The 8919-nt window shown below is 63.6% G+C and carries 5 protein-coding genes; all 5 read right to left on the bottom strand.

Annotated features, from left to right (window positions below):
* The coding region (locus VFJ08_RS09950; RefSeq protein WP_324997050.1) for an aldehyde dehydrogenase family protein at positions 1-2057 on the bottom strand (2057 nt) is incomplete at its 3' end.
* A gap of 2 nt (positions 2058-2059) precedes the next feature.
* Entirely contained in the window at positions 2060-2830 is a 771-nt protein-coding gene (locus tag VFJ08_RS09945; RefSeq protein ID WP_324997049.1) for an SDR family oxidoreductase, read from the bottom strand.
* An 11-nt stretch (positions 2831-2841) separates the two neighbouring features.
* Positions 2842-4569: an L-arabinonate dehydratase gene (araD, locus tag VFJ08_RS09940; protein WP_324997048.1), complete on the bottom strand. Its 1728-nt coding sequence runs from the start codon at positions 4567-4569 to the stop codon at positions 2842-2844.
* 386 nt (positions 4570-4955) lie between these two features.
* Entirely contained in the window at positions 4956-7685 is a 2730-nt protein-coding gene (locus VFJ08_RS09935) for a glycoside hydrolase family 3 C-terminal domain-containing protein (protein ID WP_324997047.1), read from the bottom strand.
* Positions 7686-7944: 259 nt separating this feature from the next.
* Positions 7945-8724 (bottom strand): FadR/GntR family transcriptional regulator, encoded by a 780-nt coding sequence (locus tag VFJ08_RS09930; RefSeq protein WP_324997046.1) that lies wholly within the window; start codon positions 8722-8724, stop codon positions 7945-7947.
* Between the last annotated feature and the right edge of the window lie 195 nt (positions 8725-8919).

Here is an 8919-nt window from a genome sequence, read left to right as displayed (position 1 = left end):
CCTTCGGCGATGTCGGCGCCGCGGGCTTCGATGGCCTCGGGCAGCATGAACATCGGGTTCACGCTCGACATCTCGGCGTATACCGGGATCGGCTCGGCGCGGGCCGCCGCCAGGTCGAACAGGGCCCGGCCGCCGGTCTGCGAGCCGGTGAAGCCGACCGCTTTGATGGCCGGTTCTTGTACCAATGGGGCGCCGACCTTGTCGCCGAAGATGAGGTTGAAGGTGCCGGCCGGCATGCCGGTTTGCTTGACCGCGGCCTCGATCGCGGTGCCGACCATTTCGGAGGTGACCATGTGCCCCGGATGGGCCTTGACCACCACCGGGCAACCGGCGGCCAGCGCCGAGGCGGTGTCGCCGCCGGCGACCGAAAAAGCGAATGGGAAGTTGGAGGCGCCGAACACGGCCACCGGGCCGATCGCCTGCTGGATCTGGCGGATATCCGGGGCGGCGTCGGTGGCGGTGTCGATCCGTGCGCCCAGATAATCGCCGCGGCGCAGGACTTTGGCGAACAGGCGCAGTTGGCCCGTCGTCCGCCCGACTTCGCCGGTCAGGCGTTTTTCCGGCAGCGCGGTCTCGCGCATGGCTTCGTGGATCACGGTTTCGCCCAAGGCTTCGATCTCGTCGGCACAGGCTTCGAGAAATTGAGCGCGGGTTTCGGCATCGAGGGTCGAGAAGGTATCGAAGGCGGCATGCGCCGCGGCGGCGGCCGCACTGACTTCGTCGGCCGTCGCTTCGAAGAAATCCTGTTTGTAGGGCGTGTTGTCCTCGGCCGAATGGCTGGCCAGCGTGGCCGTTCCCGCCGCCACGCGGGCGCCGCCGATGAAGTGTTGGCCGTTGATCTCGGGCATGGGGGGCTCCTGAATCGAAAATGCGTTTTGATCGGAATGGTTGGATGCGCGGCCGCGCATGAGATGCTCAAGCAGGCGCCGGGTGCCGAACGTCCACGGCGGGATCGCGTCGCTACGGTTCACGCGATTGACCAGCGCGCCGAGCGTCGGCGTGGCGATGGTCACGCGATCGCCCATGTGATGGGTAAAGCCCTGGCCTTGGCCGTCGCGATCGAGCGTCGGCGAGAACATCGTGCCCAGATAGAGCACGAAGCCGTCCGGGTATTGATGATGGGTACCACTGGCCTGGGACACGAGATCCAACGGATCGCGGCTGATTTCGCGCATGTCGGAGGCGTCGTCGAGCCGGAAGCCGTCGTCCGCGCCTTCGATCACGAGGCGCACGCGAGCGGCGCGGACGTGATCGATATCGAAATGGTCGTCGAACAGGCGGATGAACGGGCCGAGCGCGGCCGAGCCGTTGTTGTCCTTGGCTTTCGACAGCAGCAGGGCGCTGCGGCCTTCCAGATCGCGCAGGTTGACGTCGTTGCCGAGGGTGGCGCCGCGGGTGCGGCCGGTCGAATCCACCGCCAGCACGATTTCCGGCTCGGGATTGTTCCAGGCCGAATCCGGGTGCAAGCCGACATCGGCGCCGAAGCCCACGGCCGCCATCGGCTGACACTTGGAAAAGACTTCGGCATCCGGTCCGATGCCGACTTCCAGATACTGCGACCAGGCGCCGCGTTCGACCAGCGCCGCCTTCAATTCCATGGCGGCTTCGGAGCCGGGCACGATCTGCGACAGGTCGTGGCCGATCAGTTCGTGCAACTGGGCGCGTACGTCGGCCGCCTTGGCCGGGTCGCCGCCGGCCTGTTCCTCGATCACGCGTTCCAGCAGGCTGACCGCGAATGTCACCCCACAAGCCTTGACCGCCGCGAGATCGATTGGCGCGAGCAGGCGCTCGCCGGAATCGGTTTCTAGAGACTGGGCCAGCCAGTCGTGCACGTTGCCGAGCCGTTCGCCGGGCGCCTTCGCGGCGATTTCGAGCAGATCGTCCCGATCGAGCAGGTCGGTCATGGTCGGTGCATGCGCGCTGATATCGACGATCTCGCCGCCGCGTACGGCCACCAGCGCCGGGCCGTCGACCGGTGCCGTACGCCAGACGCGGCCGATCAATATGGCGCGATCGATGTCTTCGGGCAGGCAGTCGGAAAGTTCGAGCAGATCCATGGTCAGCACCAGCCGGCGTCGATGAAGTATTCGTGGGCGGTACAGCCCGCGCTGTCGTCGGCGGCCAGAAACAGCACCGTCGGCGCGACGTGTTCGGGCAGCAGGCGTTGCTTTAGGCACTGGCTCGCCTGGATCCGGGCCTCGTCCTCGGGCGTGATCCATTTATCGAGCTGGCGCGCGGTGATGATCGCGCCCGGAATGATGGTGTTGACCCGGATATTGGATTCGCCGAGATCGCGCGCCATGCCGCGGCTCAAGCCGTGAATGGCGGCCTTGGCGGTGGTATAGCCCGGCATGCCGCCGAGGGCGACCTTCCAACTGATCGAGCCGAAATTGATGATCGAGCCGCCGCCGGCCTGGGCCATCGCCGGGGCGGCGGCTTGAATCGCGAAGAACTGCGGGCGCAGGTTGACCGCCATGCGCTCGTCCCAGTAGTCGGGCGTGACCGACCGCCAGTCGTGGCGGTCGTCGCTGGCGGCGTTGTTCACTAGTACCCGGATGGCGCCGTGCTCGTTCTCGATATTGCGAATAGTCGCCTGCAGCTCGTCGACCTCGCGGATGTCGCAGTGGGTGAACGCGACGCGATGTTCGTTCGACTCGTCCTGAAGCCGCGCCACCAATGTATTGCTGGCCTGGTCGTCGATATCGACGAAATGTACATTCGCCTTCTGGCGCGCGAGGGCGGACACCAGTTCGGCGCCGATGCCGCTGCCGCCGCCCGTGACCAACGCCGTCCGTCCTTCGAGGCTGGGATAGATCGCGGATTGATTCATGGCCCGGCCGGTCAATGGTTTTCCCGCGGGATGGCCGCGCCGCGGCAGCCGCCGAGGAAGTCCAGGTCGGCGCCGAGATCGGCCTGCTGTACGTGATCGAAGTAGAGTTTCTGATAGCCGCTGTCCATGGCCGGCGGCGGGGCCTGCCAGCGCCGACGGCGCTGTTCGAGTTCGGCTTCGTCCACGTCCAGATGCAGGCGTCGGGCGTCGACGTCGAGCTCGATCATGTCGCCGTTTTCGACCAGGGCGAGCGGGCCGCCGGCGGCCGACTCGGGCGAGACATGCAGCACGACCGTGCCGAACGCGGTGCCGGACATGCGGGCATCGGACACGCGCACCATGTCGCGCACGCCTTTTTCCAGAATCTTGGTCGGCAGCGGCATGTTGCCGACTTCGGCCATGCCCGGATAACCCTTGGGGCCGGCGCCCTTGAGCACCATGACGCAAGTCTCGTCGATATCCAGATCGGGATCGTCGACGCGGGCCTTGAAGTCTTCGATCGATTCGAACACCACGGCGCGGCCGCGGTGGGTCATGAGTTTGGCGGTGGCCGCCGAAGGCTTGAGCACCGCGCCGTCGGGAGCGAGGTTGCCCTTGAGCACCGCGATGCCGCCGCGTTCGTTGATCGGGTTGTCGCGCTTGCGGATCACTTCATGATCGAAGCATTCGACGCCGGCCAGATTTTCGCCGACGGTGTGGCCGTTCACGGTCAGCGCGTCGGTATGCAACAGATCCTCGATCTGTTTCATCAGCGCCGGCAACCCGCCCGCGTAGCAGAAATCCTCCATCAGGAAGCGGCCCGACGGCATCAGATCGACCAGGCAGGGCACATCGTGGCCGAGCTTGTCCCAGTCGGCCAGGTTCATGTCCACGCCGACCCGGCGCGCCAGCGCCAGCAGATGGATCACCGCGTTGGTCGAGCCGCCGATCGCGCCGTTGACGCGGATCGCGTTCTCGAACGCCTTGCGGGTGAGCACTTTGGATGGCTTTAGGTCTTCCTGGACCATGTCGACGATACGACGGCCCGACATGCGGCCGAGCCGGTTGCGGTGCGCGTCGACCGCGGGAAAGGCCGCGTTGCCGGGCAGGGCCATGCCGAGCGATTCGGCCATCGAAGCCATGGTCGAGGCCGTGCCCATGGTCATGCAGTGGCCGGCCGAGCGATGCATGCCGGCCTCGGCGGCGAGAAAGTCGTCGAGACTCATCTTGCCGGCGCGCACGTCCTCGGAAAACTTCCAGACATCGGTACCCGAGCCGAGTTGTTGGCCCTTGAAACGACCGCTGAGCATCGGCCCGCCGGAGACGACCAGCGTGGGCAGATCGCAACTCGCCGCGCCCATCATCAGCGACGGCGTCGTTTTGTCGCAGCCGCACATCAGCACCACGCCGTCCATCGGGTTGGCGCGGATCGCTTCTTCCGTATCCATCGCCGCCAGGTTGCGGAACAGCATCGCGGTCGGGCGCAGCAGCGTCTCGCCGCAGGAAAACACCGGGAACTCCAGCGGCGTTCCGCCGGCATCCAGCACGCCGCGCTTGATGTGTTCGACCAGGCCGCGAAAATGCGCGTTGCAAGGCGTGAACTCGGAGAACGTGTTGCATATGCCGATCACCGGGCGCCCGTCGAATGCGTCGTCCGGCAGGCCGCTGTTCTTCATCCAGCTCCGGTGCAGGAAGCCGTCGCGGTCATGGCCGCCGAACCAGGCCTGTGACCGGCGTTTCGACTTGTCGTCGTCGCTCATGAACGCTCCTCTAAAAGTTCTCTAAATGTCCAATGTTAGAAAATACCTGTTCAACATGGACTTTAGTTGTATCGAATCGACAAGGTCCCGCAGGTGCCAGTCGCAGCTCATATCTTCGGGTTCGCGGCAGCGGACACCGCGGATGAGTCCGGTCACGAAAATCGTCGACGGCGTCGTGTACAGCGCGTGGCAGTCCGAGACAATCCCGATAGAAACACGGACCTAATGGTCAATGATTTAAATTAAATGTTGAACATAAAGTAAGTGAAATTTATCGACCATGCTATTCGCCGTTGGTCGCAAGTGTGTAAGAAGATCAGCGCGGCCGGCCGGCCGCGCTGAAAAAAGCCGACCGGCGAAAGGCCGGTCGGCTCTTCGCGCGCGGTCTACTTGACGACCACGACGGACTTGTCGCTCACTTTCTGAGCGCCGTATTTCACGGTCGTGGTCAGCGTGGCCACGCCGGTACCTACGGTGCGTACCGAATCGCCGTCGGTCGCCAGCACGTCGCCGCGATTGCTGCTGTAGGACACGGTGGCCCCGTCCGGCAGCGGCTTGCTCTGGCCCGGCTCAATGTAGCCATACAGCGCCTGATTGCTCATGGCGAGCGTCACCTTCGGCGCCACGACGGTATCGGGCGCGAAGATCAGCCGGCGCACGACATCGTTGTTGGCGGCATCGCCGGCGGCTTGCAGTTGTACGGTCACGTGCTCCAGCCGTGGCTCGGGCGTCGAGCTGATATTCACCGTGGCCTGCTGCTGATGGGCGGCATTCATGCTGCTCGACGACGCGAAGCGCAGGGTATACGTGCCGGTGGCGACGGTTTCGTGTCCTTCGTCCGCGTCGTAGCGGGCCAGCCGGTCGACCGGGAAGTCGATACGTACGTCCGCCGTGTCGCCGGCACCGATAGCGACCCGCTGGAAACCGACCAGTCGCTGTTGCGCGATATTGCCGGTTCCGGCGTTTGGCGGTACGGCATACACCTGGACCACGTCCGCACCGTCGCGGCTGCCCGTGTTCTTTACGGTGCCGGTCACGCGGATGGTGGGGATGCCGTCGTTATCGACCCGTTGCGCGGCCACATTCGAATATTCGAACTGCGTATAGCTCAGGCCATAGCCGAAGGGATAGCTCGGTTCGCCCTCGAAATATTGGTACGTCCGGCCGGGCTCGTTGTCGTGCGGGGCGAGGGTGTAGTCGCCGATCGGTGGCAGCTGGGATTCGTCCCGATACCAAGTGAAGGGCAGATGACCGCTCGGATTGACGTCGCCAAGCAGCACGTCGGCCAGCGCCGCACCCTTGCGCATGCCGTTGTACGAGCTCCAGACCAGGGCCGGTACTTCGTCGCGAATGGTGGATACGTTTACCGGACCGATGCTTTCGATATACACGACCGTATTTGGATTGCGTGCGGCGACCTGCTGGATCAGATCCGGCTGGGCGCCCGGCAACGCCAAGTTCGGCCGGTCGGCCGCTTCGGCGGCGGTCTTGTCGCTGGTGCCGACATAGAGCACGACCGCGTCATGCGTCGATGCCGCGGCCACCGAAGCGGAATCCACGGTGTTGAAGTCGTCGCCGGTCACGCCTGGGTAGCAGTCTACCGTCGCGTTGCCGTTGATCGCCTTGACGGCGGCGCGCAGCCCGTTGCAACCGTTGATCTCGTTGGCTTCACCGGCGCTTTTCTGAATGCTGGAATAACCGCCGAGGAACATCTCGTCGGGGTTGGCGAATGGCCCGATCACGGCCAGCGAGTAAGCGCCGGATTTCGGAACCTGAAGCGGCAGCAGTGTGCGCCCGGACGAGCCCACGGGCTCGTTTTTCAGCAGCACCAGGCTCTGGGTGGCGACCTTGCGGGCCATGGCCAGACGTTCAGGCGTTTCGGTGATCGCGTTGTTGGCATTGGAATTGATCCAGACCTTGCCGTTCAACGCATCCCGTGCCTGGCCGATCCAGGGCACCTCGCTTATCGGGTCGAATTCGCCGAGCGCCATGCGGACCGTCATCAGGCGGGCGACCGATACGTCGATATCGTTCTGGTTGAAGGTATCGACGCCGGTCTTGATCGATTTGTCGATCGCGGGCAGCAGGGAGTTCGCGTAGTTGTAGTCGTCGTGGTAGCCCTGCTGGCACTCGAGGTCTTCGCCCGCGGCATTCGCGAAGGCGGCGCGTTCGAACTTGTCCAGCGGATGATCGTAGCCGTCCGGCTGCCAGTGGTGGCCGGCCTGGATTATATAGATCGCATCGCAGTCGGAGGTGAAGAACCCCTTGAAGCCGTAGGTCTTGCGGGCCAACTTGTCGATCAGTTTAACGTCGGCAGGGGCCGGGACGCCGTTCACTTCGTTGTACGAACTCATGATCGACGACGGCTGGGCGCGGTCGATAATGCCGTGGAACTGGGCGGTGTAGTAATCGCGCAGTTCGGCTTCACTGATATTGGACGACCCGTCCAGGCGATTGAACTCGCTGTTGTTGGCGGCGAAGTGCTTGATGGTGGCCGATGTCTTGAGATAGCCGCCCGAAGCCTCGCTCAGCTCCCCGTTCCTGTTCTTGCCTTCGATGCCGTTGACGTACGCTGCCCCCATGACGGCGGTCAGCAACGGGTCCTCGCTGAAGGTTTCGTCGTTGCGCCCCCAGCGTGGATCGCGGCCGAGATTGACCGTCGGCGAGTAAATATTCAGATCGAGCTTGTTGTTGCGTACTACTTCGCGCATCTCGTTGCCGATCATGCTCGCTTCGCGATACATCAGATCAGGGTTCCAGGTCGAGCCCAGCGACAACGAAACCGGATAGGAGGTGGTGTTGATCAGGATATCCGGGTTCGCGTTGTCCTGAAGCCCTTCACGAGCCACGCCGTGCACCGCCTCGTTCCACCAGGAGTAAGCCGGGATACGCAGGCGCGGAATGGCCGCGGCCCGGCTGCTGATCATCTGGGAAACCCGCTCTTCGGGCGTCAGTTCCGCCGTGAGAGCGGCCCCGCGCTCGGCGAACGAATAGTCGGGGTTGAGGTAGACCGGGGTGGTCGGTTGGTTGTTTGAATCATCGTTATCGCCAATATTGGCGACGTCGTCGTCCGAGTCGCAGCCCGCCGATAACAGCAGCGCGGCACTCGACACCATGATTAAAGGCCATCGCCATTTCGTTCGCAGTCTTGCTGACGACATCATGTTCTCCTCCGTCGTTTATCGTTATCGAGCGAACCCGGCCTGCTTTGAACGACACACGTCACGCCGGGTTCAACAATATTTCTAAATGGTCAACATAAACCTGAATACCCGGCTTTAGTCGTACACGACGGCAAGTCGCAGCGCTATACGCCGCGGATGCGAGAGGAATGCGAAGAACGCGGCCGGTGAATCAAGCCGCGGGAGAAGCGGGTCAGGGGGTAGGCATCGGCCCGACGCCGCGAGAGGCGATTTCGGCCTGGGCGTCGATCGGCGTATGCGCAAGGCCGAGCGCTCGGCTGGTGCCTTCGAGCACCGCGTACGCGGCCTTGAAAGCGACGTCCGGCTGACGCATGCGGATGGCTTCCATCAAGCGCCGGTGGCGCTCCAGGCTGTCTTCCGGATCGTCCGCGCTTACGTTGGACTCGTAGACCAGCAGATGAATCGACGGGCGCAGGATATGCGACAGCTGGGCCCAGACAATGTTGTGGGTGGCTCGGAAGATGGCGACATGAAAAGCCACGTCCGACTCACTGTGCAGACGGCGCCGCTCCTGCGAACCGCCGTTCTGCATGTCGCGGGCCATGCCGTCGAACGCCTCCTCGATCGCGACCAGGTCGCGTGCGGCGGCTTGTTCCGCCGCCAGCCGGGCAACGTGCGGTTCCACGCTCAAGCGAAAGGACAGCACCTCGCGCTGAATTTCCTCGTTGGGGGCCGCGAAACGCGTCATCCATTCGGTCACCACCGGATCGAGAATGCGCCATTCGGAATATTCGCGAACGCGCGAGCCATGTCCCGAAATACGCTCGATGATACCGCCGTCGACCAGTTGGGCGAGATGGCGGCGCACCACCGTCCGGCTGAGGCCGAACTGCTCGCAGATCTGCATTTCCTTGGGAATGAAATCGCCCGGCTGATAACGACCCGAAAAGATATCGGATACGAGTCGATCGGTCAGATTGAAATCGCTGCGAGACGAGCGGGTTGTACTCATTGAATTGATGAGCGAGCCATCAAGCCCACCTGCCGGATCGAAAGAACATCAGGTTGATATTAGCATGTTGTATTGTACAAACCGCGGGCGCCGGACACGCCGATGTGCCGGTGTCCGTGAATCAAGAACGGATTTGGCGCGGTACCGCGAAGTTGGCCGAGCGATCGTATTCGATGGTTTCATCCTTTGGTTGAG

The organism is Salinisphaera sp. (genome assembly GCF_035690525.1).
In the GTDB taxonomy this organism is placed as follows: domain Bacteria; phylum Pseudomonadota; class Gammaproteobacteria; order Nevskiales; family Salinisphaeraceae; genus Salinisphaera.
The sequence above is the reverse complement of the archived record's forward strand: the minus strand, read 5'-3'. Positions and strand labels throughout refer to the sequence as shown.

Excerpts from the sequence above, each read along its gene's own strand:
- VFJ08_RS09945 (WP_324997049.1), bottom strand. The coding sequence starts at position 2,830 with ATGAATCAATCCGCGATCTATCCCAGCCTCGAAGGACGGACGGCGTTG.
- araD (WP_324997048.1), bottom strand. The coding sequence starts at position 4,569 with ATGAGCGACGACGACAAGTCGAAACGCCGGTCACAGGCCTGGTTCGGC.
- VFJ08_RS09935 (WP_324997047.1), bottom strand. The coding sequence starts at position 7,685 with ATGGTGTCGAGTGCCGCGCTGCTGTTATCGGCGGGCTGCGACTCGGAC.
- VFJ08_RS09930 (WP_324997046.1), bottom strand. The coding sequence starts at position 8,724 with ATGAGTACAACCCGCTCGTCTCGCAGCGATTTCAATCTGACCGATCGA.